The organism is Micromonospora aurantiaca ATCC 27029 (assembly GCF_000145235.1).
Lineage (GTDB): Bacteria > Actinomycetota > Actinomycetes > Mycobacteriales > Micromonosporaceae > Micromonospora > Micromonospora aurantiaca.
The window spans coordinates 3293495-3318126 of record NC_014391.1; the positions used below are offsets into that span (position 1 = coordinate 3293495).

Annotated in this window: 29 protein-coding genes; 16 read left to right on the top strand and 13 right to left on the bottom strand. The window is 74.2% G+C overall.

The genetic code is table 11. The features are described 5' to 3' along the window. The first annotated feature begins 182 nt into the window (after positions 1 to 182). From MICAU_RS14375 to MICAU_RS14400, 6 genes are all read left to right on the top strand, one after another. The gene (locus MICAU_RS14375) at positions 183 to 794 is read left to right on the top strand and encodes a winged helix-turn-helix domain-containing protein (protein ID WP_013286047.1); all 612 of its coding nucleotides are present in this window, start codon (positions 183 to 185) and stop codon (positions 792 to 794) included. A 97-nt stretch (positions 795 to 891) separates the two neighbouring features. Next, positions 892 to 1521, top strand: coding sequence for a nucleoside/nucleotide kinase family protein (locus MICAU_RS14380; RefSeq protein ID WP_013286048.1), 630 nt, complete (start codon positions 892 to 894; stop codon positions 1519 to 1521). Positions 1522 to 1703: 182 nt separating this feature from the next. Beyond that, positions 1704 to 2102 carry a TraR/DksA family transcriptional regulator gene (locus MICAU_RS14385; protein ID WP_013286049.1) on the top strand — a complete coding sequence of 133 codons (399 nt, stop codon included), beginning with the start codon at positions 1704 to 1706 and terminating at the stop codon, positions 2100 to 2102. 48 nt (positions 2103 to 2150) lie between these two features. Then, positions 2151 to 3020, top strand: coding sequence for a DUF72 domain-containing protein (locus MICAU_RS14390; RefSeq protein WP_013286050.1), 870 nt, complete (start codon positions 2151 to 2153; stop codon positions 3018 to 3020). Positions 3021 to 3115: 95 nt separating this feature from the next. Next, the gene (locus tag MICAU_RS14395; RefSeq protein ID WP_013286051.1) at positions 3116 to 3298 is read left to right on the top strand and encodes a hypothetical protein; all 183 of its coding nucleotides are present in this window, start codon (positions 3116 to 3118) and stop codon (positions 3296 to 3298) included. A gap of 5 nt (positions 3299 to 3303) precedes the next feature. Next, a complete protein-coding gene (locus tag MICAU_RS14400) occupies positions 3304 to 3732 on the top strand; it encodes a DUF2267 domain-containing protein (protein WP_013286052.1) in 429 nt (142 codons plus the stop codon). On the opposite strand, the gene MICAU_RS33145 is transcribed toward MICAU_RS14400, so the two are convergent. Together MICAU_RS33145 and MICAU_RS14405 are read right to left on the bottom strand one after the other, a co-directional pair. Further along, positions 3717 to 3881, bottom strand: coding sequence for a hypothetical protein (locus MICAU_RS33145; protein WP_013286053.1), 165 nt, complete (start codon positions 3879 to 3881; stop codon positions 3717 to 3719). The genes MICAU_RS14400 and MICAU_RS33145 overlap by 16 nt on opposite strands. Positions 3882 to 3971: 90 nt before the next feature. Then, entirely contained in the window at positions 3972 to 4715 is a 744-nt protein-coding gene (locus MICAU_RS14405) for a PIG-L deacetylase family protein (RefSeq protein ID WP_013286054.1), read from the bottom strand. Positions 4716 to 4900: 185 nt separating this feature from the next. On the opposite strand from MICAU_RS14405, the gene MICAU_RS14410 reads away from it, so the two are divergent. Further along, positions 4901 to 5203, top strand: a complete 303-nt coding sequence (locus MICAU_RS14410; RefSeq protein WP_013286055.1) for a hypothetical protein — start codon at positions 4901 to 4903, stop codon at positions 5201 to 5203. Between the two features lie 3 nt (positions 5204 to 5206). Continuing rightward, positions 5207 to 6484, top strand: coding sequence for a cupin domain-containing protein (locus MICAU_RS14415; protein ID WP_013286056.1), 1278 nt, complete (start codon positions 5207 to 5209; stop codon positions 6482 to 6484). A gap of 70 nt (positions 6485 to 6554) precedes the next feature. Here MICAU_RS14415 and MICAU_RS14420 read toward each other — a convergent pair whose 3' ends face one another. The 5 genes from MICAU_RS14420 to MICAU_RS14440 form a co-directional block, all read right to left on the bottom strand. After that, positions 6555 to 7226: a hypothetical protein gene (locus tag MICAU_RS14420; RefSeq protein WP_013286057.1), complete on the bottom strand. Its 672-nt coding sequence runs from the start codon at positions 7224 to 7226 to the stop codon at positions 6555 to 6557. Beyond that, complete coding sequence (locus tag MICAU_RS14425) at positions 7223 to 9895, bottom strand: FtsK/SpoIIIE domain-containing protein (RefSeq protein WP_013286058.1); 2673 nt, start codon at positions 9893 to 9895, stop codon at positions 7223 to 7225. The genes MICAU_RS14420 and MICAU_RS14425 overlap by 4 nt, the downstream gene beginning before the upstream one ends. Then, positions 9888 to 10766: a hypothetical protein gene (locus tag MICAU_RS14430; RefSeq protein ID WP_013286059.1), complete on the bottom strand. Its 879-nt coding sequence runs from the start codon at positions 10764 to 10766 to the stop codon at positions 9888 to 9890. Before MICAU_RS14430 ends, MICAU_RS14425 begins: the two co-directional genes overlap by 8 nt. Before the next feature lie 8 nt (positions 10767 to 10774). After that, positions 10775 to 11035: a hypothetical protein gene (locus tag MICAU_RS14435; protein ID WP_013286060.1), complete on the bottom strand. Its 261-nt coding sequence runs from the start codon at positions 11033 to 11035 to the stop codon at positions 10775 to 10777. A gap of 176 nt (positions 11036 to 11211) precedes the next feature. Continuing rightward, positions 11212 to 11589 carry a hypothetical protein gene (locus MICAU_RS14440; protein ID WP_013286061.1) on the bottom strand — a complete coding sequence of 126 codons (378 nt, stop codon included), beginning with the start codon at positions 11587 to 11589 and terminating at the stop codon, positions 11212 to 11214. Positions 11590 to 11701: 112 nt separating this feature from the next. Here MICAU_RS14440 and MICAU_RS14445 point away from each other — a divergent pair, with 112 nt between their 5' ends. The 3 genes from MICAU_RS14445 to MICAU_RS14450 all read left to right on the top strand — a co-directional run bounded on the left by MICAU_RS14445 (position 11702) and on the right by MICAU_RS14450 (position 14834). Beyond that, complete coding sequence (locus tag MICAU_RS14445) at positions 11702 to 14251, top strand: ATP-dependent Clp protease ATP-binding subunit (protein ID WP_013286062.1); 2550 nt, start codon at positions 11702 to 11704, stop codon at positions 14249 to 14251. Between the two features lie 62 nt (positions 14252 to 14313). Continuing rightward, the gene (locus MICAU_RS32715) at positions 14314 to 14484 is read left to right on the top strand and encodes a hypothetical protein (protein WP_013286063.1); all 171 of its coding nucleotides are present in this window, start codon (positions 14314 to 14316) and stop codon (positions 14482 to 14484) included. Further along, positions 14484 to 14834 carry a DUF3140 domain-containing protein gene (locus tag MICAU_RS14450; RefSeq protein ID WP_013286064.1) on the top strand — a complete coding sequence of 117 codons (351 nt, stop codon included), beginning with the start codon at positions 14484 to 14486 and terminating at the stop codon, positions 14832 to 14834. Before MICAU_RS32715 ends, MICAU_RS14450 begins: the two co-directional genes overlap by 1 nt. A 47-nt stretch (positions 14835 to 14881) precedes the next feature. Here the strand turns inward: MICAU_RS14450 and MICAU_RS14455 are convergent, their stop codons facing one another. From MICAU_RS14455 to MICAU_RS14465, 3 genes are read right to left on the bottom strand one after another with little or no spacing between them, the layout of a single operon-like run. After that, the gene (locus tag MICAU_RS14455) at positions 14882 to 15118 is read right to left on the bottom strand and encodes a hypothetical protein (RefSeq protein WP_013286065.1); all 237 of its coding nucleotides are present in this window, start codon (positions 15116 to 15118) and stop codon (positions 14882 to 14884) included. Between the two features lie 20 nt (positions 15119 to 15138). Then, the gene (locus tag MICAU_RS14460) at positions 15139 to 16125 is read right to left on the bottom strand and encodes a LysR family transcriptional regulator (RefSeq protein WP_013286066.1); all 987 of its coding nucleotides are present in this window, start codon (positions 16123 to 16125) and stop codon (positions 15139 to 15141) included. A gap of 47 nt (positions 16126 to 16172) precedes the next feature. Next, positions 16173 to 16790: a hemerythrin domain-containing protein gene (locus MICAU_RS14465; RefSeq protein ID WP_013286067.1), complete on the bottom strand. Its 618-nt coding sequence runs from the start codon at positions 16788 to 16790 to the stop codon at positions 16173 to 16175. A gap of 127 nt (positions 16791 to 16917) precedes the next feature. Between MICAU_RS14465 and MICAU_RS14470 the strand changes: the two genes are divergently transcribed. Beyond that, positions 16918 to 18246, top strand: a complete 1329-nt coding sequence (locus MICAU_RS14470) for a M20/M25/M40 family metallo-hydrolase (protein ID WP_013286068.1) — start codon at positions 16918 to 16920, stop codon at positions 18244 to 18246. Between the two features lie 61 nt (positions 18247 to 18307). After that, positions 18308 to 18961, top strand: coding sequence for a hypothetical protein (locus MICAU_RS14475; protein WP_013286069.1), 654 nt, complete (start codon positions 18308 to 18310; stop codon positions 18959 to 18961). Between the two features lie 57 nt (positions 18962 to 19018). On the opposite strand, the gene MICAU_RS14480 is transcribed toward MICAU_RS14475, so the two are convergent. Beyond that, positions 19019 to 19210 carry a DUF5703 family protein gene (locus MICAU_RS14480; protein ID WP_030274256.1) on the bottom strand — a complete coding sequence of 64 codons (192 nt, stop codon included), beginning with the start codon at positions 19208 to 19210 and terminating at the stop codon, positions 19019 to 19021. Positions 19211 to 19280: 70 nt separating this feature from the next. Continuing rightward, positions 19281 to 20249 carry an aldo/keto reductase gene (locus tag MICAU_RS14485; RefSeq protein ID WP_013286071.1) on the bottom strand — a complete coding sequence of 323 codons (969 nt, stop codon included), beginning with the start codon at positions 20247 to 20249 and terminating at the stop codon, positions 19281 to 19283. A gap of 164 nt (positions 20250 to 20413) precedes the next feature. Here MICAU_RS14485 and MICAU_RS14490 point away from each other — a divergent pair, with 164 nt between their 5' ends. Next, the gene (locus tag MICAU_RS14490; RefSeq protein ID WP_013286072.1) at positions 20414 to 21466 is read left to right on the top strand and encodes an LLM class F420-dependent oxidoreductase; all 1053 of its coding nucleotides are present in this window, start codon (positions 20414 to 20416) and stop codon (positions 21464 to 21466) included. After that, the gene (locus MICAU_RS14495) at positions 21463 to 22299 is read left to right on the top strand and encodes an undecaprenyl-diphosphate phosphatase (protein WP_013286073.1); all 837 of its coding nucleotides are present in this window, start codon (positions 21463 to 21465) and stop codon (positions 22297 to 22299) included. Before MICAU_RS14490 ends, MICAU_RS14495 begins: the two co-directional genes overlap by 4 nt. A gap of 77 nt (positions 22300 to 22376) precedes the next feature. Here the strand turns inward: MICAU_RS14495 and MICAU_RS14500 are convergent, their stop codons facing one another. Beyond that, complete coding sequence (locus MICAU_RS14500; RefSeq protein WP_013286074.1) at positions 22377 to 22964, bottom strand: hypothetical protein; 588 nt, start codon at positions 22962 to 22964, stop codon at positions 22377 to 22379. A gap of 888 nt (positions 22965 to 23852) precedes the next feature. Between MICAU_RS14500 and MICAU_RS14505 the strand changes: the two genes are divergently transcribed. Beyond that, entirely contained in the window at positions 23853 to 24566 is a 714-nt protein-coding gene (locus MICAU_RS14505; protein WP_041799019.1) for a histidine phosphatase family protein, read from the top strand. Positions 24567 to 24632: the final 66 nt, after the last annotated feature.

Genomic DNA, 24632 nt, shown 5'->3' on the forward strand with positions numbered 1-24632 from the left:
TCGGTGCTCTGCTGTAATCAACGGGCCTCGCACGCAGAGCGAGCGCACGGCTGCGATGTGTTCGTCAAATGTCACATTCATGCAACGCAGCCGCCCCTTGACCCTCGCAGAGACGCCGGGAAGCATCGATGAAGCGGCGTCCCGGGCCGTGGGGAGATACCCGGACCAGCCCAAGGAGGACCATGTCGGTCAGCCCCGCCTCGTCGCGCGCCGGATGGCATACGTCCCAACCCGCGGTCCCCGGTCGTCCCCCCGGCGGCCAGCGTCGTCCCGCCAACACCGCTGCCGCGCCCATGCTCACCGTCACCCTCAACATCCCCCTGGCCTGCGAGGAGTCGCTCACCCCGGCCGCCCGTCGGCTGCTCGACGCCGCCCGCGAGATGCTCGAACGCGGCGACGCGGTGGTCAGCGCGGGCACCGTCCCGGCCGAGCGCCGTCCCGACACCGTCCCGGGCGGCCGCGCTCCGGCCCGCCCGCTCGCCCCGACCATCCCGACCCTGCACATCCTCGCGTCGTCCCGGTCCGTGCTGCGCGACGGCGAGCCGCTGCCGCTGACCCGCCTGGAGTTCGACCTGCTGCTGCACCTGGTCGCCCACCCGCGCCGGGTGTTCACCCGGCTGCAACTGCTCAACGCGGTCTGGGGGTACGAGCACGCCGGCGTCCGCACCGTCGACGTGCACGTACGCCGGCTGCGCGGCAAGGTCGGTGTGGACGTCCCGCTCGTCACCACCGTCTACGGCGTCGGCTACCGGCTCGCCGACGACGCCCGCGTCACCATCGACCGCACCGGCTGACCACCCGACCACCACCCGACGATCGCCGCCGGACGGAGCCCCGACCGCCCGAACCGATCATGTGGTGACCCGCCCGCCCGCGCGGCACGATGGTCCGATGCGCGTGCGCCCGATCAGCCCCGACCGCCTCGTCACCGAGCTGGCCGAGCGTCTCGCCCGCACCGGGACGCCCGGCCGGCTGCGGGTCGCCGTGGACGGCCCGCCCGCCGCCGGGCCGGACACGCTCGCCGAAGCGCTGGTCGAACCGCTGCGCGCCGCCGGCCGTCCGGTGCTGCACGTCCGCGCCGACGACTTCCTCCGGCCCGCCTCGGTGCGCCTGGAGCACGGCCGCACCAACCCCGACGCGTACTACGAGGGCTGGCTCGACGAACCGGGACTGCGCCGCGAGGTGCTCGACCCGGCCGGCCCGGACGGCTCCGGCCGGCTGCTGCCGTCGCTGTGGGACGCCGACGCCGACCGGGCCAGCCGCGCCGCATACGTGGATCTGCCGCCCGGCGGGGTGGTCCTGGTCAGCGGCGCGCTGCTGCTCGGCGGCGCGCTGCCGTTCGACGTCACCGTCCACCTCGCGCTCTCCCCGGCGGCGCTTGCGCGGCGCACCGACCCGGCGCTGCGGTGGGCCCTGCCCGCGTTCGCCCGCTACGCCGGCGAGGTCGACCCGGCGTCCTTCGCCGACGTGGTGGTCCGGGCCGACGACCCGCGCCGTCCGGCGCTCGTCGAGGCCGCCTGACCAGCGGCTGCGGACTCACCGGAAACACTCAGGAAACAGCCGGTTTGACCCGCCGAGGGCGGGGGTAATCGCCCGGCTCACAGAGCACGGGTGATCTCGTCGCCCGCGCATCCACAGTCGGACCGGATCCGGGGCGCCGGCCGCCCCGGTCCGGTATGAGGGCGCAGGAAAGGCAGGCAGCGATGCTCGTCCACGACACGACAGCCACGGGCCGCTCCCAGGCGGAGGTCGACCAGATCCGGCAGTCCCTGCGGTCGCGGTACGACGAGCTGACCGCCGAGTACGAGCAGACCGTGGCGCAGAGCCAGGTGCTCCGGCTGGTGGAGGTCGGCGACACCGCCGGCGACGACCAGGCCGACAGCGGCACCAAGACCGCCGAGCGGGACACCGCGCAGTCGCTGCTGCGCACCATCCTGGACCGGCGGGCCCAGTTCGAGCACGCGCTGACCCGCCTGGACGAGGGCACCTACGGCTTCTGCGAGGGCTGCACCGCGCCCATCCCGGTGGAGCGGCTGGAGATCTTCCCGTCCGCCACCTCCTGCGTGGCCTGCAAGCAGACCCGGGAGCGGCGGGCGGCCTGAACGCCGTTCCGGTTGCCGGTCGGTCCTCCGACGCGGTGGACTGTCCCCATGGGTGAGATCAAGGTGGGCACCGCCTCGTGGACCGACCGGACCCTGCTCGACTCCGGCTGGTACCCGGCGAGCGCCGACACACCGGAGAAGCGGCTGTCCTACTACGCCCGGCAGTTCCCGCTGGTCGAGGTGGACGCCACCTACTACTCCCCACCGGCCGAGCGCACCGCCCGGCTGTGGGCCGAACGCACCCCGGCCGGGTTCACGTTCAACGTCAAGGCGTTCAGCCTGCTGACCGGCCACCCCACCCGCGTCTCCGCGCTCTACAAGGACCTGCGCCCGGAGACGGACAAGCGCAACGTCTACCCGGACGACCTGCCCGCGCAGGCGTACGAGGAGGTCTGGACCCGGTTCCTGTCCGCCCTCGACCCGCTCGTCGAGGCCGGCAAGCTGGGCGCGCTGCTGTTCCAGTTCCCGCCCTGGTTCACCATCAAGCGGGCCAACAAGGAATACCTGCTGGAGGTGGAGCGGCGGTGCGCGCCACTGCGCCCGGTCTTCGAGTTCCGGCACGCCTCCTGGTTCGACGGCGACAACGCCGAGGAGACGCTCGGCTTCCTGCGCGAGCACGAGCTGCCGTTCGTCTGCGTGGACATGCCGCAGGGACACAAGTCGTCCATCCCCCCGGTGCTGGCGGCCACCGCGGACCTCGCTGTGGTCCGGTTCCACGGGCACAGCGACAAGTGGACGAGCAAGGACATCCACGAGAAGTTCGGCTACGACTACTCCAAGCGGGAACTGCGCGACTGGGCGCCGAAGCTGCGCGAGCTGGCCGGCCAGGCCGAGCAGACGCACGTGCTGATGAACAACTGCTACCAGGACTACGCGCAGCGCAACGCCACCACGCTCGCCGGCCTCCTGGACGCCTGAGCGTCTCACCCGGTACGGGTGAGGCCGGCTCACCCGCCCCCGCCGCAGCATGGACCGTGGGCGCCGGCTCGGGCGCCGCGACGAGGAGGTGGGTCATGACGGTACGGGTGGTGGCGGACCGACGCCGCGGTGGCGTACTGCACGTGGTCGGCAGCTCCGAGGCGCCACGGCGGGGCGAACGGCCCGGCCGGTTCAGCCCGACCCGGCTGTGGCGGGGCCCCAGCGGCCCGCCGCGCCGCGCCGACGACCGACGCTGGGAGACCGAAGCACGGGGGTGAGCCCGATGGCCGAACAGCTGTTGTCCGCGTTCGAGTCCTCGCTGGACAAGACGAACGTGATCCTCAAGGAGATCGAGTCCGCGTACGGCTGGCCGAAGGAACAGCGCAACCAGTCCTATGCCGCGCTGCGTACCGTCCTGCACCTGCTGCGGGACCGGCTGCCGGTGCAGGAGAGCACCGAGTTCGCCCAGCAGCTGCCGGTGCTGGTGCGCGGGATCTACTTCGACGGCTGGCAGCCGGAGAACGTGCCGATCAAGCTGAACCGCGACGACTTCCTGTACGAGGTGCGCCAGGGCTTCCCGTACGACGCCGAGGGCGGCGCGCAGCGGGTGGTGCAGGTCGTGCTGGACACGCTGCGGCGGCACGTCACCCAGGGCGAGTGGGAGGACGTGAAGGCCACCATGCCGGGTGACCTGCGTCAGATGATTCCCTGATCCGGCACCGGACCGGCCCGTCCCGCCCCCTCGGCGGGGCGGGCCGCCGGCGTCCGGGACACCGGCAGCCCGGCCCGCCGGGCCAGGAAGCGGGCCACCGGCTCGGCCGGGTCGCGCAGCCGCTCGACGTGGGTGAGGTAGCGGCTCATCTTCACCGCCACGCAGAAGTCGCCGGGCGTACGCTCCCGCCAGTCCCGGTACTGCCAGCCCGACGTGCCGACCAGGAACGTCGCCGCGCCCTAGTGAAGGTTGATCTGGAAGACCTCGAACGTGGCGCCGAACCGCGTGCCGAGCCGGCTGCCGGCTGGCCGGGCCATGCCCTCCAGGAACTCCTCGGCGTCGAAGCCGCCGTCGCCGAGCCCGCTCAGGTACGCCCCGTGCGCCCGCAGCGACGCCACGCCCCGGTCGAACGTCCCGGTCACGTCCACCCCGTGCCGTGCCGCCGGCGATCCGGCCGCCCACACCTCACGCACCCGCGACCACGGCTGCGTGCCGTCGGTGAGCTGCTCCGGGAAGATCCACCGGTTGCCGGCGTCGCGGACCGCGTCCAGCGTGGCCCGGCCGCAGGCGATGTGGTCGGCCTGGTTCAGCGCGTACGCCCCGTCCCACGTCTCCCGGAAGTTGTTGGTCAGCACCACGTCCGGCCGGTGCCGGCGCACCACGGCGGCGATGGCCCGGCGCAGCGGCACGCCGTACTCCAGCAGCCCGTCGGGTAGGCCGAGGAACTCGACCTCCGACACCCCGACCACGGCGGCGGAGGCCCGCTGCTCCTCCTCGCGCACCACCCGGGCGCGTTCCGGCGTCATCCCGTCGATGCCCGCCTCGCCGCTGGTGAGCAGGCAGTACACGACCTCCTTGCCCTGCCCGGTCCAGCGCGCCACCGCGGCGGCGGCGCCGAACTCCAGGTCGTCGGGGTGGGCCACCACTGCGAGCGCCCGCTGCCAGTCCTCGGTCAGCGGGGTGAGCGGCTCCGGCTGCGTCACGTGCGTCTCCTCGCGTCGTCCTCCCGCCATCCTGGCATCCACCCGTCCCGGCCGCTTGCCCCGCGAACCGTCCGTACGGCGGCGTAAGGGCGTCTACGGTGTGGTTAGAGAAGATCGGGCGTGGGGTACCACCCGCTGCACACGGACCCCGGCACCACGCGGGGCGGCACACCGAGGGAGCACCCATGGCATTGAACGACGACGACATCCAGAGCAGCGGCGGCAGCGGCCTGGAGGGCCCGGCCGACGGCGGTGCCACCCCGGGTCAGCACGACGGTGGCGCGGACGGCGGCGCGGAGGGTCCGGCTGACGGCGGCGCGACTCCGGGTCAGCACGACGGTGGCGCGGACGGCGGCGCGGAGGGTCCGGCTGACGGCGGCGCGACTCCGGGTCAGCACGACGGTGGCGCGGACGGCGGCGCGGAGGGTCCGGCCGACGGCGGCGCGACCCCCGGCCAGCGCGACGGCGGCGCCGACGGCAGCGCCTGACACATGAGCACCACGCACGTCGACCCGCCGGGTGGCCACGGCCGCCCGGCGGTTCCGTTCTCCGCGACCGAGGCGCTGGCCCGGTGCGTGGCGGTGGAGCCGGCCAAGTTCGCCGCCGACCACTGGGGGCGCAGCCCGCTGCTGTCCCGCGCCGCCGAACTGCCCAACCCCGACGGCTTCACCGACCTGTTCAGCCCCGCCGACGCCGACGAGCTGCTCAGCCGCCGCGGTCTGCGTACCCCGTTCCTGCGGGTGGCCAAGGACGGCCAGCTCGTGCCGGCGGCGCGGTTCACCGGGGGCGGTGGCGCGGGCGCCGAGATCGGCGACCAGGTCCTCGACGAGAAGGTGCTGGCGCTGTACGCCGACGGCGCGACGCTGGTGTTGCAGGGCCTGCACCGCACCTGGCCGGCGATCGTCGACTTCGCCCGCGACCTGGGCACCGCGCTGGCCCAGCCGTTGCAGGTGAACGCCTACCTGACGCCGGCCGGCAGCCAGGGCTTCGCCACCCACTACGACACGCACGACGTGTTCGTGCTCCAGGTGGACGGGCGCAAGCACTGGCGGATCCACCCGCCGGTGCTGGCCGACCCGCTGGAGCGCCAGCCCTGGGGCGGCCGGGCCGACGAGGTGTCCGCGACCGCCGAGGGCCGCCCCGAACTGGACGTGGTGCTCGAACCGGGCGACGCGCTCTACCTGCCGCGCGGCTGGCTGCACAGCGCCCAGGCGCAGGAGTCCAGCTCGTTGCACCTGACAGTGGGCATCCGGGCGCTGACCCGGTACGCGGTGGTCGAGGAGCTGCTCGCCCTCGCCGCCGAGGACGCGCGGCTGCGCGCGAGCCTGCCGTTCGGTCTCGACCTGGCCGACCCGGACGCGATCGAGCCGGAGCTGACCGAGACCGTCGAGGCGCTGCGCGACTGGCTGCTGCGGGCCGACCCGGCGGCGGTGGCCGGCCGGTTGCGTGCCCGGGTCTGGCCGGCCGCCCGCCCGGCGCCGATCCGGCCGCTGGCCCAGGCGCAGGCACTGGCCCGGCTGACAGCGGACAGCGAGGTCGCGGTGCGTGGGGGGCTGCGCTGGCAGCTCACCCCGGCCGCCGACGGACGGGTCACGCTGCGCGTGCCGGACCGGACGCTCACGCTCCCCGGCACCTGCGAGGCGGCGCTGCGCGCGCTGCTCACCGGCGAGGTCACAAGGGTCGGCGACCTCCCCGGCCTCGACGACGACGCCGACCGCCTGACACTGACCCGCCGCCTGCTCAAGGAGGCCGTCCTGACCCCCGCCTGACGGGCGCGATCATGAGGTCGACCGGCGGCGCGACGGCGTGTCGCGCCGCCGACTCCATGATCGCCGGCGGTCAGCGGGTGTATGTCGCAGTGAGCAGGAGCAGCGTCGTCACCAGGCCGGATACGGCCACCACGATCATCGGGCGCGGGGTCAGCACCGCGTGGCGGCGGTCGGCCAGCAGCCGGGCGGGCGCCAGCCCGATCACCGGGCCGAGCAGCGTCACCACCAGCGCCAGCACCGGCAGGCCCACCGCCAGGTCGCCGCTGGCACCGGCGGCCAGCGCGCGCGCAGCCACCCCCAGGGCGTACGCCACCAGCGCCCCGCCGATCCCGCACGCGACCAGCAGCGGGTTCACCGAGCCGGGCAGCTCGCCCGGCGCCCCGGTGCGGTCCAGCAGCTCCCGGACCGCCCGCAGCAGCGGCACCGGGTCACCGGCGGCGCCGCGTACCGGGCCGGGCGGGTCACCGAGCCGCCGGGCGCCCACACCGAGCCGGGCCCGCAACTGCGTCCACAGGTGAGTGACCTCGCCGTCGACGCGCTCCACCATCCGGGACGCCTCGGCCACCTCCGCCTCGGCCTGCCGCACCTGCTCGGCGGCCTCGGCGACCGCCCGGTCCGCGGCGGCCACCTGCTGGGCGTACCAGGTGTGCGCCTCGGCCCGCTGGGCGGACACCCGGGAGGTCAGCTCGGCGAGCCGGCGGATCTGCGCGTTGTACGTCTCACTGGCAACCGGTTCGTTCATCGGGACGGACCATAAGGGATGATCACCTGTCCGGTGCGGTGCACCGCGCGGTCGAAGTAGAGACCGCGCCACGGCCGGGGATACCAGTCCGGCCCGCCGCTGCCCGGGTAGAGCGAGGAGCCCAGCTCACCGCCCTGCACGTCCAGCGCCACCCAGGCGCCGATCTGGTCGGTGCGCGCGCCCGCGCCGCCCAGGTCGACGCGCATCCGGGCCACGCCGCGCCACCACGCCAGCACGTGCGTACGCCGCTCCGGCCCGTCGTGCAGGATCCGGCGCAACTGCTCCAGCCCGGTGCGCGTCCCGGCCTTGCCGGCGAGCGCCGCGGCGGCCGCGTCCACCGCGTACAGCAGCAGGAAGTGCGGGGTACGCGCCGCACCCGGCGCGCCGAGTCCGTCGCCCACCTCGGCCATCAGCTCCGGCACCGTCTCCTCGTCGTACCAGGAAGCGTCGCCTTCCAGGTCCTCGTACAGGGCGCGGGCGGCCGGGTCGGCGTCCGGGTCCAGGCAGGCGATGGAGAACCGGGCGGTGCCGGGCCGGTACTGCGGGGCCAGCGACCGGGCGGCGGCGTCGAGCACCGCGCACGCCTCGTCCACCCGGGTGCCGAGCACCGCCAGGTTGCGGCCGGGAGCGCGGGGCAGCCGCAGCGCCGCCGAGCGGGACTGCACGTCGATGATCTCGCCGAGCAGCGCCACCGGGCTGCGGGGCACGCCCTGCTCCGGCGCGGTCAGCGCGCGGAAGTCCGGCGCGTCGGCCAGCTTCGGGATCGCGTCGCCGTCGAACAGCCGGGCCGGCGCGGCGTCCTGCGGGCGCATCCGCCACAGCCGGTGCTGAAGCTCGCTCCACGTCTCCCAGTCGCTCGCCGACGGGATCCGGGCCACCTCGTTCCCCTCGGCCAGGCCCGACTCGGCGTTGATCACCGCGTGGTGGCGGGGCAGCGACTGCGCCGCGTCGTTGCGCTCGGCCAGGATGCGCAGCGCCTTCGGCAGCGCGATCCGCAGCGTGAACTGGGCGACCAGCGCGGGCCGCCCCCACAGCGCCTCGATGCCGCGCACGTCCTGCGAGGCCAGCACCAGGTGGATGCCCTGCGACCGGCCCCGCCGGGCCAGGTCCTCCAGCAGGTCGGCGGCCTCCCGGGCGACCACGTCCCGGCCGGCGAGCAGCGCCTGGAACTCGTCGACCACCGCGACGATGCGCGGCCAGTGCCCGTCCGGGTCCACCGCGCGCAGCTCGGCCAGCTTGGTGACCTCGTGCTTCTTCGCGGCGTCGGCGCGCCGGCGCAGCTCCTCGGCGAGGAAGCGCAGCAGCGCCAGGCCGAACTCCCGGTCGGTGTTGACGTTGATGCCGACCAGCCGCATGTGCGGCAGCCAGCTCGGGTCGCGGCGGCCCTGCGCGAACCGGGCGAAGGACACGCCCTCCTTGAAGTCGAGCAGATAGAACTCCAGCTCGGCGGGGGAGTAGCGGGCGGCGAGCGCGCCGATCCAGGCGAAGATCAGGTTCGTCTTGCCGGTGCCCGACGGGCCGCCGATCAACGCGTGCGGCGGGTAGTCGCCGAGCGTGAGCAGCACCTGCCGCCCGTGCGGGCCCTCGCCGATCGGGGCGCTGAGCCCGTGCGCCGAGTCCTCCCGCCAGTACTCGTCCGGCGGCGGGAGCAGGTCGGTGAACGGCGTCGGCGGCGGGCCGGCGGCCACCCGGGAGGCGACGGTGCGGCAGGTCTCGGTGACCAGGGCGGGCGGCGGCGGCGCGTCGAGCACCACCGGCAGCCCGGCCACCCGGGCGTCGTCCGGCTCCACCGTGATCCGGGTGACGGTCGGGTCGTCGGGCAGCTCGATGCCGCGGACCACCAGGTGCACGCCGCAGGCCGCACCGGTACGCACCACCCGGTCGAGCTGGCCGCGCTCGTGCCGGGACAGCTCGTCGCCGCCGAGCAGCACCGCCACCCGCCACGGCTCCGGCCGGCGTCCGGTGGCGGCGGCCAGCTCGCGCAGCGAGCCGTACTCACCGGCGAGCACCGTGGCGTTGATCCGGCGGATCTGCTCCACCAGGTCGTCCAGCAGGCGGCCCAGCCCGCCCGGCCCGACGAACGTGAGCAGCCCGGCCGTACCCAGCGGCGCGAATCCGGCCAGACCGCCGCCCAGGTGCTCCGGGTCGTACCCGTACAGCCGCACCGCGCCCGGGTCGGCCCGCCCGACCGAGCGCAGCAGCAGCGCGGGGACCACGGCGGCGAGCCCGTCCCGGTCGCCGCCGGCCAGGTGCGCGTGCCCGGCGTCCAGGAGCGGGACCAGCGCCGGCACCGGTTCGGCGCCGTCGAGGCGTACCGTGCCGACCCGCAACGCGCCGGGCGGCTCGGACCGGCCGGCGGGGGTGGCCTGCCAGCGGTCCCAGGGCGCGGACGCCGCGCCCGGCGCCTCCCGCTGTGCCGCGGCGGCGGCCCGCCGGGCCAACTCGGCGAGGCGGGCCGTGTGCCGGGCGTCGATCTCGGCCAGGCGCCGGTCGCGGGCGGCGCCCACCCGGGCGGGCACGGCCGCGGCGGCCCGGCGGGTACGCGCCAGCCGCTCCCGGCTCGCGGTCAGCTCGGCCTCGGCGGCGGTGAGCCGGGTACGGGTGGCGCCCAGGGCCTCGGAGAGCATCCCCCGGACCCGCGTCACCAGTTGAGCGCGGACGTCAGCCACGGGACGGCTCCCGATCGTCGTTGTCCTTGGGCAGGTCCCGGCCGAGCCGGTCGAGCAGCACCCCGGTGAGCACACCCGCGGTGACCGCCGGGTCGGCCGCGTGCGGCTGCTCCGCGTCGTCGTCGCGGCGCGGTGGGGGCATCCGGCACACCCGGGTCAGCAGCGTGTCCAGCACCGGCCGCGGCAGCCCGGGCAGCAGGTCGCGGACCCGGGAGTCCAGCGCGCCGCGCAGCCGGGGCAGGTCGTCCGCACGGGGCGGATGGCCGAGCAGCTCACCGGCCAGCTCGCGCAGCAGCGGCGGGGTGATCGCGGCCAGCCCCAGCCCCACGTCGGCGTGCGCCCGGCGCAGCTCGCGGTGCAGCCGGTCCCGGTCACCGGAGCGGATCCCGGCGACCACCCGGCGCAGCAGCTCGTGGGAGTCCTCGACGCGTTCGTCCGGCTCGTCCGGCGCGCCCTCCCGGCCGCCGGTCAGCTCCGCCACCCGCACCGCCCACCAGCGCCGTACCGCCGGCTGCTCACCCGGCTCGGCGGCCGGGCCGGCCGCGGGCGGCTCCTCGCCGCGCGGCGTGTCGTGCTTCGGCGGCCGCTCGCCCGGCGGCGCCGGCCGCGCCCCGTCCGGCGCCAGCCCGATCGCGGCCAGGTACGCGGTGAGCTGCTCCTGCGCCACGCGCAGCGCGTAGCCGGCGGTCTCGGCGTGCTCGGTGGCCGAGGACAGCTCCGGTACCCCCATCGGGTCGGACGACTCCTGGCGCACCCAGCGCAGCCGCTCCTGCGCCTGACCGAGCTTCTCCAGCGCGGCGGCGAGCTGCGCCAGCGGCAGTTCCTCGGCGGCGGCGCGCACCTGCGCGCCGATGTCCTCGACTATGGACACGGCCGGCCTCAGAGCGTCGCGACGTAGAGCTGTGCCTGTTCCACCGCGACCAGTGTCGCGGCCAGACACTCCTCCAGTTCCTGGCCCGCCTGTGTCAGCGAGGCCTGGGCCGCCTCGACCGTCTCGTGACCGCTGCCCTCCAGCGCGCCGGCCAGCGTCTGCTGCGCCTCGGCCAGCTTCTCGCCGGCTGCCTGCACCGCTGTCTGGCCGTCACCGATCTGCTGGAGAGCGACATCGATGGCGGCCTTCAGCTCGGCGACGCTCGCCACGGGGACCTCCTGGGGGCGGAAGAGATCTCCATTACAACCCATCGGAACGGGTGGACGAACATCCACCCTCGCGTGGTTGCGGCCCTCGTGTCCGGTTCCCGCGTTGACGTGCGCGAAGACCCCGGCCGGCGGTCCCGCCGGCGGACGCCGTGGTCCCGCTCGCGGGACCGGCCGGGCTAAGGGCGCAGCCAGCGCGGGCCGCGTACCTCCGCGCCCAGCGCGGTCACCCGCTCGCGCAGCTCCCGGTCGGCGGTGACCACCACCCGCCGCCGATCCGGTGCCGCGGCGACCAGCTCGACCATCGTGTCGTCGCCGGAGCCGGGCGCGGAGACCACCTCCACGCCGGGCGCGGGTGCCACGTGCCGGGCCGCGCCCTCCACCACCAGCACCACCTGCACCGGTGGCGGCAGCTCCGGCGGCACGCCCGCCTCGCCGACGGGCGCCAGCGCGTCGCGCAGCCGGACCGCCGCGCCGGCCCGGTCGCGCCACCAGCCGTCCGGGCGCGAGCCCACCACGTTCGCGCCGTCCACGATCAGCAGCGGTCTGCTCTCCATGCTCCCCAGCCTGCCATCCGGTCGCGTTTGTCGCGCCGACCGCCGGGTAGCCACCGCCGACCGTGCCGCGCGTGCCGGGTGCCGGTCGTGCCGACTGACTGCGGAGGACGAGATGATGGGACCGGGTGACTTCGGCAACGACCCCTGGGACGAGTTCCTGGCCCGATACTTCGGCCGGGGCGAGGGGGGACGCCGGCCGGCGCACCGGGTCGACATCACGCGCCTGATGACCGCCGACGCCCGGGAGATGCTCGCCGACGCGGCCCGCCGCGCCGCCCAGAAGCACAGCAACGACCTGGACACCGACCACCTGCTCTGGGCGGCGTTGCAGCGCGAGCCGTTGCGTGACCTGGTCCGCCGGGCCGGCGCCGACCCGGACGCGCTGCTGGGCGCGCTGGGCGGGCGCGGTGAGGGCGCACCGCGCGGCGAGGTGCCGCCGAACCTGTCGCTGACCCCGGCCGCGAAGCGGGCGCTGCTGGACGCGCACCAGCTGTCCCGCGCCATGGGCGCCAACTACATCGGTCCCGAGCACATCCTGATGGCGTTGCCGCTGAACCCCGAGTCGCCGGCCGGCCGGATGCTCGCCGCCGGCCGGATCCAGCCCGAATCGTTGCAGGCGGCCAGCGCCGAGCGCGGCGCGGCGAACGCCCCGCGCCCGGACCGGGGCACCCCGACGCTCGACCAGTACGGCCAGGACCTCACCGAGCTGGCCCGGATGGACCAGATCGACCCGGTGATCGGCCGGGCCGACGAGATCGAGCAGGCGGTGGAGATCCTGTCCCGGCGGACCAAGAACAACCCGGTGCTGATCGGTGAGGCCGGTGTCGGCAAGACCGCGATCGTGGAGGGCCTGGCCGAGCGGATCTGTGACGGCGATGTGCCGCAGACGCTGATCGGCAAGCGGGTGATCCAGCTCGATCTGTCCGGCCTGGTCGCCGGCACCCGCTACCGGGGTGACTTCGAGGAGCGCCTGAAGAAGGTGATCGACGAGATCCGCGCCCACCGCGAGGAGCTGATCATCTTCCTGGACGAGATCCACACGCTGGTCGGCGCGGGCGGCGCCGGCAGCGAGGGCGGAATGGACGCGTCGAACATGCTCAAGCCCGCCCTGGCGCGCGGCGAGCTGCGGGTGATCGGCGCGACCACGCTCGACGAGTACCGGCGCAGCATCGAGAAGGACGCCGCACTGGCCCGCCGGTTCCAGCCGGTGCTGGTGCCCGAGCCGACGGTCGACGACACCATCGCGATCCTGCGCGGCCTGCGCGACCGGTACGAGGCGCACCACCAGGTCCGGTTCACCGACGAGGCGCTGATCGCCGCCGGTGAGCTGTCCGACCGGTACGTCACCGACCGGTTCCTGCCGGACAAGGCGATCGACCTGATCGACCAGGCCGGCGCGCGGGTGCGGCTGCGCACCCGTACCCCCGCCGAGGACGTGCGCGAGCTGGAGCAGCAGCTCGACGAGACGCGCCGGGACAAGGAGCAGGCGGTCTCCGACGAGCAGTACGAGCGGGCCTCCGCGCTGCGCGACCGGCTCGCCGAACTGGAGGACCAGGTCCGCCGCGCCCGCGGCGACGAGGGCCCCAGCCACGTGCCCGAGGTGGGGCCGACGGAGATCGCCGAGGTGGTCTCCCGGGCCACCGGCATCCCGGTCACCCAGCTCACCGAGGAGGAACGCGACCGGCTGCTGCGCCTGGAGGGGCACCTGCACGAGAAGATCATCGGCCAGGACGACGCGGTCAGCGCCGTCGCCGAGGCGGTACGCCGCTCCCGCACCGGGCTGGCCGACCCGGACCGGCCGATGGGCAGCTTCCTGTTCCTCGGCCCGACCGGCGTCGGCAAGACCGAGCTGGCCCGCGCGCTCGCCGAGGCGCTGTTCGGCGAGGCGGACCGGATGGTCCGGGTGGACATGAGCGAGTTCCAGGAACGGCACACGGTCAGCCGGCTGGTCGGCGCCCCGCCCGGGTACGTCGGCTACGAGGAGGCCGGTCAGCTCACCGAGGCGGTCCGCCGCCGCCCGTACGCGGTGGTGCTGCTCGACGAGATCGAGAAGGCGCACCCGGACGTGTTCAACATCCTGCTCCAGGTGCTCGACGACGGCCGGCTCACCGACAGCCAGGGCCGCACCGTGAACTTCAAGAACACCGTCCTGATCATGACCAGCAACCTCGGCTCGGAGCTGATCACCGGCACCCAGCGCACCGTCGGCTTCGCCACCGGCGGGCCCGGCGAGCAGGAGAGCGACGAACTGCGGGAGCGGCTGATGCGCCGGCTCCAGGAGAACTTCCGCCCGGAGTTCCTCAACCGCATCGACGAGGTGATCATTTTTCAGCGGCTGGAGGCCGAGCAGCTCCGCCAGATCACCGGGCTGCTGCTGGAGGAGACCCGCCGCCGCATGCACGCCCAGGACATCCAGGTCGACTTCAGTACGGCGGGCGTCGACTGGCTCGCCGAGCACGGCTACCAGCCGGAGTTCGGCGCCCGGCCGCTGCGCCGGGTGATCCAGCGCGAGGTCGACAACCGGCTGTCCCGGATGCTGCTGGAGAACGAGGTCTCACCGGGGCAGAAGGTCACCGTCGACACCCGTGACGACCAGCTCGTCTTCGACGTCGCCGCCGGTGAGCGGGGCTACACGCCGGCCACCACGTCCCATCCCCGATGACCGGCCGGGGCCCGTCCCGGCCGGGCCGGGACGGGCCGTCACCGAAGGACCGGAGGGCGGACATGACCGAACCCGAGGAAGTCCCCGACGACGACACCGGGGCCGGTGAACCGATCGAGGCGGCCCCGACGGCGAACCCGTCCCGGGTCCGGGTGCCGCCGGAGGGTCTGAAGCAGCACACACCGAACGAGGGCGAGCCGGCACCCGGGCCGCCGCCGGGAGAGGAGGCGTGATGGTACGCGAGGCGCGACTCGACCCCGAGGTCGAGGTGATCTGGGACGACTTCCACGCCGAGGTGAACGTGTCCTCCGAGACGCTGCGGCAGTGGCTGCTGACCCGCGGCTCGGGAGAGGAGGCGTTCGGTCCGGGCCCGGACCTGGACCTGCCCGAGCCGGGCCGACAGATCCTCGCCGTGCTGCGCAAGCGCAAGGTGGACCTCACGCCGGAGGACATCGAGGTGATGCGGGAGGCGATCAGCCGGATCCGGGAGCTGACCGCGCAGCGGCCACGCCGGGGCAACGCCGACGACGAGTGGCGCCACGCCCTGCTCGACCTCGGTCACGACGTACTCGTCGAACGCTGAGCCGGTGCGGCGGCGCCCGGGCGGACCACCCGCCCGGGCGCCGCCCGCTACTCCGACTCCAGGCTGGGCAGCCGCAGCCCGGCCGCGTCCGCCGCGGCCTGCCGGTCGGCCCGGGCGCGTTCCTCGCGGCTGAGCAGGTTGGCGTACTCGGTCACGTCGGCCGGCCCCGGCACCTCCGGCAACCGGCGCAGGAACGCCTCCACCTCGGCGGCGGCGGTGGTGTGCGCGGTGGCCGCCTGGCGCAGCAGCTCCCGCTGGTCGGCGGCCGGATACAGATCAGTCATGTCGCCGGTGATACCCGGGTTCAGGCGATTCGCACCCCGCCCGAGCCGTTGGGCTGCACGCCGAACTCCGGGTGCGCCAGCAGCCAGCCCAGGTATTCCGGATGGTTCGCCAGCGCGTCCGTGTACGCGGCGACGGCCGCCGCCAGCACCGGCTCGGCCACCGCCGCGGCCGGCACGTCCGGATGCCAGCCCAGCAGCAGCCGCCAGCGCAGCGGCGTGCCGGCGAGCCTGCGGGTGACCAGCCCGGCCACCGGACGGAACGTGGCCTGGCACAACGCCACCGCCTCGCCCGCGTCCACCAGGTCCAGCGCGGCCCGCACGTCCGCCTCGTACACCTTCTTCGGGGTGAAGCCGGAGCGGGCGCAGGCGGCGGCGAAGCAGTCGCCGAAGCAGCCGTCGCCCGGCGCGGCCACCCACCGCTCGCGCCGCAGGTCGACCAGGTCGACGTCGGCGCGGCCGGCCAGCGGGTGGGTCTGCGGCAGCAGCACGCAGATCGGCTCGACCGCCACCTCCCGCCAGCTCAGCCCGAACCCGGCCGACGGCGTCGAGTCGCCGCACACCCCGGTCAGCGCGAAGTCGAGCCGGCCACCGGCCACCATCTGCGCGAGTTCGTCCACCGACCACGAGCCGTACGTGGTGATCTGCGCGTCCGGACGCTCGGCGGCGAGCCGGTGCACCAGCCGGCCCAGGATCGGGCTGTTCACGCCGCCGAAGCGGTACCGGCGCAGCGGATCGCCCGCACCGGCCATCCGGGCCGCCTCGTCCCGCAGGCCCTTCATCGCCGGCAGCAGCACCCGCGCCCGGTCCAGCACCAGCTCACCCAGCGCGGTCGGGCGGGCGCCGCGGCGGTCCCGTTCGAACAACGGCCCGCCCAGCGCCCGTTCGATCCGCTGAAGCTGGGCGGTCAGCGCCGGCTGGGCCAGGCCGAGCGCCGAAGCGGCCTTGGTGACGCTCCCCGTCTCCGCGATCGCGCAGACCACACGCAGGTGTCGCAGCTCCAGATCCATACCGTGACGGTAGGACCACGAACCGATACACGGAAGGGGCGATCGGCTCACCCCTCGCGGCGATGTTCCAGGTCGCTCAGCCGGGTACGCCGTCCGGTGACCGCGTCGCGCACCTTGTCCAGCACCCCGACCGCCGGTTCGACGATCTTGTTCCAGGGCGGCGTGGCGGGCGTGCCGGGGTGCGGACGGGTCGGCGCCGCCTCCTCCGCGATCTCCCACCGGTTGCCCAGCCGGATCAGCTCGGCGTCGCTGGCCACCTCCCGCAGCGGCGTGACCAGCGCCGCGACGCGGCTGACGTGCCGGCGTACCCGCTCGGCCACGTCGGCGACCGCCGGGTCGTCCGCGCCGGACAGCTCCTTGAGCGCGGTCAGCAGCCCGGCATCCGCCTCGATCTCCCGCTCGACCAGCTCCGCGGCGTCCGGCACGGCGGCGCGGGCCGCCGGGAACAGGTACTGCTCCTCGGCGGACAGGTGCCGGGACACCGCAGCGGTCAGGACGTCGAGCACCTCGCGCCGGCCGGCGGCGTCCAGCGCCGGGTCGGTGACCCGGTCGGCCAGCCCCAGCAGCACCCGGTGCTCGGTGTCCACGAGTTCGGCGACGCTGCGCCCACCCGGCCGGTACGCGTCGTCGGCGGCGGGCGGCAGCGGCGGCAGGGGGACGGTCATGGTGCCCTCCTCGTGACGGCCGGAGTCGATGTCCGGGCGGTCCGGCGGTACCCGGCCGGACGATCCGCGAAACCGCCGCCCGACACCGGCGGCCCGCGACCACCTCACCTGCTGGTATAAGGAAGCGATGACGAGCGACGCCGCCCCCGCCCGACCCGACGCCACCGACGAGGTCGTGGACCTCTGCCGCGACCTGCTGCGCATCGACACCACCAACACCGGCGACAACGACACCAGCGCGGGGGAGCGGCGCGCCGCCGAGTACGTGGCGGAGAAACTCGCCGAGGTCGGCGTCGACGCCGAGATCCACGAATCCGCGCCCGGCCGGGCCAACCTGGTCGCCCGGATCCCCGGCACCGAGCCCGGCCGCGACGCGTTGCTGGTGCACGGCCACCTCGACGTGGTGCCCGCCGACCCGGACGAGTGGTCGGTGCACCCCTTCTCCGGCGAGATCCGCGACGGCTACCTGTGGGGCCGCGGCGCGATCGACATGAAGGACTTCGACGCGATGGTGCTCGCCGTGGTCCGCGACTGGCAGCGCACCGGCGTCCGCCCCCGGCGCGACGTCGTGCTCGCGTTCACCGCCGACGAGGAAGCCGGCAGCGACTACGGCGCGCACTTCCTCACCCGGCGCCACCGGGACCTGTTCGACGGCTGCACCGAGGCGATCGGCGAGGTCGGCGGCTTCTCCTACTCCGTCGACGAGCAGCGCCGCCTCTACCTGATCGAGACCGCCGAGAAGGGCATCGACTGGCTGCGCCTGCACGCCAAGGGCCGGCCCGGCCACGGCTCGATGGTGCACGACGACAACGCCGTCACCGCGCTCGCCGAGGCGGTCGCCCGGATCGGCCGGCACCGCTTCCCGGTCGTGATGACCGACACCGTACGAGCGTTCCTCGCCGAGGTCTCCGACGTGCTCGGCATCGAGATCGACCCGGACGACCCGGAGACCGCGATCGCCAAGCTCGGCCCGATCGCCAACATCATCGGCGCGACCGTCCGCAACACCGCCAACCCGACCCGCCTGGCCGCCGGCTACAAGGACAACGTCATCCCCGGCCGGGCCACCGCCACCATCGACTGCCGCAGCCTGCCCGGCCAGAGCGAGGAACTGGAGCGGCAGCTGCGCGAGCTGGTCGGGCCGGACATCGCCATCGAGTACGTCCAGCGCCAGCCGGCCCTGGAGACCACGTTCGACGGTGACCTGGTGGCGCACATGTCGGAGGCGCTGCGCGCCGAGGACCCGGGCGCGCACCCCGTGCCGTACATGCTCTCCGGCGGCACCGACGCCAAGGCGTTCTCCCAGCTCGGCATCCGCTGCTTCGGGTTCGCGCCGCTGCGGCTGCCCGCCGACCTCAATTTCTCCGGGCTGTTCCACGGCATCGACGAGCGGGTTCCGCTGGACGGACTACAGTTCGGCGTGCGGGTTCTGGACCGCTTCCTCCGTACCTGCTGACCGCGCCCGCCGCGGCGCCGCCGGCGCGGAACCTCCCCCCATCGCGAAGGGACTGCCACACATGACCGACCAGCACGGTGAGCTGGACGCCGCCCTCGAGCGGGTGATCGACGCGGCCCGCGCCCACCTGGCCGCCGTCCGGGCCGCCCAGGGCCGGATCGACGACGACGCCGTCTGGCAGGCGTACGTCGCGTTGAACAACGCCTCGTTCGCCTACGACGAGCAGCTGCTCGACGCGTTCGGCGAGGTGACGCCCTGGGACGTGGAGTCGATCGACCCGGACGAGGCCGACGAGCGCTTCGGCGCCGTCGAGGGCGGCGAGCCCACCGACCCGCACCCGCGGGTCATCTCGGTGCGGCAGCGGCGCGACTACCGGGTGCCCAGCGTCGCCGCGCTGCTGCGCGCGGCCGAGGCGGCCCGCCGGGAGGGCACCCCGGAGGAGGACGAGCCGGCGCCGGTGGAGGGCGTCGGCGAGGCGGTGCTGGAGCTGCTGCAGAGCGGCGACGGTTCGCTGTCCGCGCTCGACGTGCCGGAGCTGGAGCCGCTGGACGGTGTGGTGATGGTCAGCGAGGTCGGCACCCCCGTCGACCTGGAGTCGTTCGACGACGACGACCCGGTCGGCCCGTTCCAGCCGGCCGCCGACGACCGGCTGGTCGGCCGGCTCGACGAGCACCCGTTCATGGAACTCGACGAGGAGCACGACCACGCGCACTAGGCCGTGCGCGTCCCCGGGGCGGCGCCGCGTCGCGCGGCCCCGGGGACGGGCCCCTCGTCAGTACGACAGACCCGGCTGCGACTGGTTGACCAGGCGGCGCCGCAGCACCACCTGCCGCGTGCCGTCCCGGTAGAGCCGCACCCGGGCCAGCTCCCAGCCGGAGAACTCGGCCTGGATCGCCAGCTGCGCCGCGGCGGTCAGCCGATCGACGTTCGAGGGCAACCGCAGCGGCGCGTATTCGTAGTCCATGCCCCTATGCTGCCCAGGTCGCGGGCCCTCCGCCACCCCCTGCGGGTGACCCGGATCGCCCTCGTACGGCTCACCCGTCGCGCTCCGGATAGCCCACCGGCACCGCCGACACGTCGTCCAGCGCCGTGACGATCTCCTCCGGCAGCGTCATCCGCTCCACCTGCAACGCGCCGAGCAGCTGCCCGACGGTGCGGGCGCCCAGGATCGGCGCGGTCACGCCCGGCCGGTCCCGCACCCAGGCCAGCGCCACCTCCAGCGGCGACACGCCGAGCCCGCCGGCCGCGATCGCCACCGCCTCCACGATGCTGGAGCAGCGCGGCTCCAGGTACGTCGCGACGAACCGCTCGAAGTGCGGCGACACCGCCCGCGAGTCGGCCGGGCGGCCGTTGCGGTACTTGCCGGTCAGCACGCCCCGGCCCAGCGGCGACCAGGGCAGCACGCCCAGCCCCATCCCGGCGCAGGCGGGCAGCACCTCCCGCTCCACGCCGCGCTCCAGCAGCGAGTACTCCACCTGCGCGGCGACCACCGGGGCGCGCCCCGGCCAGGCGGCCTGCCAGGCGGCGGCCCGGGCGGTCTGCCAGCCGGAGAAGTTCGACACACCCACGTAGCGGGCCTTCCCGCTGGACACCGCGTGGTCCAGCGCCGAGAGCGTCTCCTCCAGCGGGGTGTCCGGGTCGTACCCGTGCACCTGCCACAGGTCGACGTGATCGGTGCCCAGCCGGCGCAGCGAGGCGTCCAGCGTACGCAGCAGGTGACCGCGCGATCCGTCCCGGCGGCGGCTGCCCGGCCGCAGGCCCGCCTTGGTGGCGATCAGCAGCTCGTCGCGGTCCACCAGGCTGCCCAGCAGCGAGCCGATCACCGACTCGGCGTCGCCGTCGGCGTACACGTCGGCGGTGTCGACGAGGTTGCCGCCCGCGTCGAGGTAGCTCTTCAGCTGGGCGGCCGCGTCGTCGGCGTCGGTGTCCCGTCCCCAGGTCATGGTGCCGAGCGCGAGCCGCGATACCGCCAGCCCGCTTCGGCCGAGCGGTCGCTGTTGCATGCGTGAACCTTATTTCGAACCCGGCGTCACGGATATCCTCGCCGCAGTCAACTTCCCGCGCGAGCTCCACCCGGTGTGACATGTTCGGGGCGAGCCGGACGTCGAGGGTGCCACGCTCATTGCGTAACCTGATGCGACCTGTGGTGCGGACGGTGGGAGGATCAGTGCGACTCGGGCTCAACCTCGGATACCAGACGGCGTGGAGCACGCCCTTCGACCACCTGGCGCTGGCCCAGGAGGCGGACCGGCTCGGCTACTCGGTGGTCTGGGCCGCGGAGGCGTACGGCTCGGACTCGCCGAGCATGCTGGCCTGGATCGCCGGTCAGACGGAGCGCATCGACGTGGGCTCCGCGGTCATGCAGATCCCGGCCCGTACCCCCGCCATGACCGCGATGACCGCCGCGACCATCGACACGCTCTCCGGCGGCCGGTTCCGGCTCGGCCTGGGCGTGTCCGGCCCGCAGGTCTCCGAGGGCTGGCACGGCGTGCGGTTCGCCAAGCCGCTGGCCCGCACCCGGGAGTACGTCGACATCGTCAAGCTGGCGGTGGCCCGCAAGGAGGTCGCGTACGACGGCGAGCACTACACGCTGCCGCTGCCCGACGGCCCCGGCAAGGCGCTGCGGCTGGGCTTCCACCCGCCGCGCGACCACATCCCGATCTACCTGGCCGCAGTCGGCCCGAAGAACCTGGAACTGGCCGGCGAGATCGCCGACGGCTGGCTGGCCGTCTTCTACTCACCGGAGTTCGCCGAGGAGCACCTCGCCTCGGTACGCGCCGGGCGCGCGGCGGCGGGCAAGGAACTGGCCGGCTTCGACGTGGTGCCGTCCGTGCCGGTCGTGGTCGGCGACGACATCGCCACCTGCGCCGAGCTGGTGCGCTGGTACGCCGCGCTGTACGTGGGCGGCATGGGCAGCCGCAAGCAGAACTTCTACAACCAGCTCGCCACCCGGATGGGCTACGGCGACGCCGCCCGCGAGGTCCAGGACCTCTACCTGGCCAAGCGGCAGCGCGACGCGGCCGCCGCCGTACCGATGGAGTTCATCGACCGCACCTCGCTGCTCGGCCCGAAGGAGCGCATCGCCGAGCGGATGCGGGAGTACGCCGCCGCCGGCGTGACCACGCTGTCGGTGTCGCTGTTCGTGGCCGACCGGGACAGCGGGGTGCAGACCCTGCGTACCGTCGCCGAGGCGCTGGAGCTGTCCGGAGTCGGCGAGTGACCTGGATCGAGGCCATCGTCCTGGGCCTGGTCCAGGGACTGACCGAGTTCCTTCCGGTGTCCTCGTCCGGGCACCTGCGGATCACCTCGGCCCTGTTCTTCGGCCGGGACGCGGGCGCGTCGTTCACCGCGGTGACCCAGCTCGGCACCGAGGCCGCCGTCCTGATCTACTTCGCCAAGGACATCTGGCGGATCGTCCGGACCTGGTTCGTCGGCCTGGTCGACCGTTCGGTGCGGTCGAGCCTCGACTACCGGATGGGCTGGTACGTCATCGTCGGCACCATCCCGATCGGCATCTTCGGGCTGATCTTCAAGGACCAGATCCGCACCGCCGGCCGGAACCTCTGGCTGATCTCCTGCACGCTGATCATCGGCGCGATGCTGCTGGCCTTCGCCGAGTACTGGGGCCGGCAGACCCGCACGCTGGAGAACTTCCGGATGCGCGACGGCGTCATCATGGGCTTCGCCCAGGCCGCGGCGCTGGTCCCCGGCGTCTCCCGCTCGGGCGGCACCCTGACCGCGGGCCTGCTGCTCAACCTCACCCGGGAGACCGCGGCCCGCTACTCGTTCCTGCTGGCGATCCCGGCCGTGGTGATCTCCGGAGTGTTCAGCCTCCCCGACGTCTTCGAGCCGTCCGCGCCGGGCACCGCCGCGCCGAGCGTGGCGCAGATGGTGATCGCGACGCTCATCGCGTTCGCCGTCGGCTACGCGGCCATCGCGTGGCTGCTGCGCTACGTCGCCCACCACACGCTGTACGTCTTCGTGCTGTACCGGGTGGCGCTGGGCAGCCTGGTGATCTGCCTGCTGGCGACCGGCACGATCAGCGCGACCTGACGCTGTCTCCTGGCACGCGAAAAGGCCGGCACCCCGTTGGTTCGGAGTGCCGGCCTTTCGCTGTTCTTACTTGGTTCTTAGCTGTTCCAGTGCTGGGCGACGAGGTCGGCGGCCTGCTGCTCCCACTGGGCGTAGTGGTCCGGGTAGGCCGACACCTGGACGGTCTGGGCGGCCTTGGTCAGCGGCATGTCCTGCCAGCCGTCGACCTGCTTGAGGCCCTTGAGGAAGGCGGTGGTGGAGTATTCGGGGTCGGTGATCTGCTCCACGGTGCCCCAGCCGGAGGAGGGGCGCTGCTGGAACAGGCCCTGCGAGTCGTGGTCGTTACGGTCACCGAGGTGGCCGAGGTTCTCCAGCTTCGACTCCTGCAGCGCCGTGGCGATGGAGACGACGGCGGCACGCTCGTCCATGCCGGCCTTCTTGGTGGCGGCGATGATGGCCTTGACGTTGGCGGTCTGCTCGTCGTTGAGGTCGATGTGGGACTGGGTGCCCTGCACGCCGTGCGGGATGAGTGTGGCGGTGTCGAGCTTCGCGGCGGCCTGAGTGGTGGTGACGGCCGCGTCCCGCGTGGGGGTGGTGGTGTCGTGGTTGAGGGGGCCGGCGGCGAGGCCACCGGCGACGGTCAGACCGGCGATACCGAGGATGCTCTTACGCAGGATCGTGTTCATGAGGGGGCTCCATTCGGGGGTCGACGCACACCCGGGGGTGGGGTGCGTGGGCACCGTCAGGCGCTCAAGAAAGGTTCTCGGGGGGATCCGGCGTCCTGCACACGCTGCCCGCGGCACGCCCGGGGGTGGCGTGCGGGGTTCGGCTGGGTGGCGCCGGAGACATCCACAACGACCGCCGGCCCAGGATGCATTCCCGGCCCCTACCACCCGCGCTCGCGTGCTACCGGGGGTGCTGCTGCGGCCGTTCACCAGGTATAACGCCCCGGCCCCGCCCACGATTCCGCCAGCCGGGTGTCCCCCACCACCCCGAAACCCGACACCCGACGCAGCCCGGACACCGCCCCCATCCACCCGAGCCCGCCATGTCCCCCGCCACCGACGTCGCGCCCGCCCGCGTCCCGCCCGCCCATGTCGCCCGCCCGCCCATGTCGCCCGCCCCGCGTCGCGCCCGCCCGCGTCCCGCCGCGTCGATCATGAACTTAGCGGCATCGTCTGTCCGGTTTGTCTCCGCCAACCTCATGATCGGCCGAGTGGGTGGGTCCGCGAGGGTGGAGCTGGTGGCGCGAGCCCGGCCGGAGCGGGGCACCCGGCATCCGCCCACGCTCGACGGGAGATCTTGGTACGAGAAGGCCCCCAGAGGGGCGCAAACCTTCCAAGTTCTCCGCCGCCACGCACCTGATCCCGGCGAGGCCCGGGCGTCGCCCACGGGACGCCTTCCGTCGGTCGATCATGAAGTTGGCCGGGATTGCCGTCCGATTTGTCCAGGCCAACCTCATGATCGACGCGCCGAAGGGGGGGCGGAGGGGGCGGAGGCGGGCCGGGAGCCGGGAGCGGCCGGGGAACGAGCTGTCGTGGCGGGACGATCATCGGGGGGACGTACCGCCTAGGGTGGTCAGCGTGGCGACCCTTCTGCTTCTGCGACACGGCCGGACCACCGCGAACGCCGACGGCGGCCTGGCCGGGCGGCAACCGGTCGAGCTGGACGACACCGGCCGGGCGCAGGCCACGGCGGTCGGCGGGCGCCTCGCCGGGCTGCCGCTGGCGGCGGTGGTGACCAGCCCGCTCATCCGCTGCCGGCAGACCCTCGACCTGGCGCTTCCCGGCGCCGAGCCGGTCGTCGACGAAGGGCTGATCGAGTGCGGGTACGGCGACTGGGAGGGGCAGTCGCTGAAGAAGCTGGCGAAGGAGCCGCTCTGGCCGGTGGTCCAGCAGCACCCGAGCGCCGCCGCGTTCCCGCAGGGCGAGTCGATGGCGGCCATGTCGGCGCGCGCGGTCGCCGCGGTACGGGCGTGGGACGCCCGGGTCACCGCCGAGCACGGGCCGGAGGCCATCTGGCTGGCGTGCAGCCACGGCGACGTGATCAAGGCGATCGTGGCGGACGCGCTCGGCGTACACCTTGATCTTTTTCAGCGGATCGTGGCCGACCCGGCGTCGGTGACGGCGATCCGCTACACCCCGTTGCGACCGTTCCTGGTCCGGCTCAACGACACCGGCGGTGACCTGTCGGCGCTGGTCCCGCCGCCGCGCAAGCGGCGCCGGCGACCGGCGCGGGCGGCCGAGTCCGACGCGGCGGTCGGCGGAGGCGCGGGCGCGGCCGGGTGAAGCGGGTGTACGCGGCGCGTTCGCTCTGGGCGGATTCGGCGTCGGTGGGCTGCGCGGTGCTTCCAC